The organism is Thiolapillus sp., assembly GCF_048562965.1.
Lineage (GTDB): Bacteria > Pseudomonadota > Gammaproteobacteria > Chromatiales > Chromatiaceae > Thiolapillus > Thiolapillus brandeum_A.
On sequence record NZ_JBHNMF010001319.1, the window covers coordinates 299 to 704 of the forward strand.

Annotated in this window: 1 protein-coding gene; it reads right to left on the reverse strand. The window is 55.7% G+C overall.

Annotation, left to right across the window (positions count from 1 at the left end; translation table 11 throughout):
• Positions 1-73 precede the first annotated feature (73 nt).
• The coding region (locus tag ACOCD2_RS24075) for an EAL domain-containing protein (RefSeq protein ID WP_419626293.1) at positions 74-406 on the reverse strand (333 nt) is incomplete at its 5' end.

Below are 406 nucleotides of genomic sequence, written 5' to 3' on the forward strand. Positions count from 1 at the left end.
TTGGTGTTGTACGGGCTTGTGGATGGATAACCATGGCGTTATGCTTCCTCCAGGTTTTGCGTGAGCCAGTCGTTCAATATCTGGCGGGTTCGGAACAAAGGATAGCTCCTTTTTGGAATACAATCACATGGTACCCGACACACCAGCTCAATTCGGAGATCATGCCTGTTTCTTCAGCCACGCCGATAAATTCATTGGGACTCACCAGCCCGCGCTGGGGATGCTGCCAGCGCAGCAGGGCCTCGAAGGAAAGCACCTGCCCTGTCTGCAGGGAAACGATGGGCTGGTAGTGAATGACAAATTCTCCGCGGTCAATGGCGCGGCGCATATCCGTTTCCAGACGCAGACGCTGCACGGCAGTGGCGTGCATGTGCGCATCAAACACCACGGCATCGCCCGGTTCATC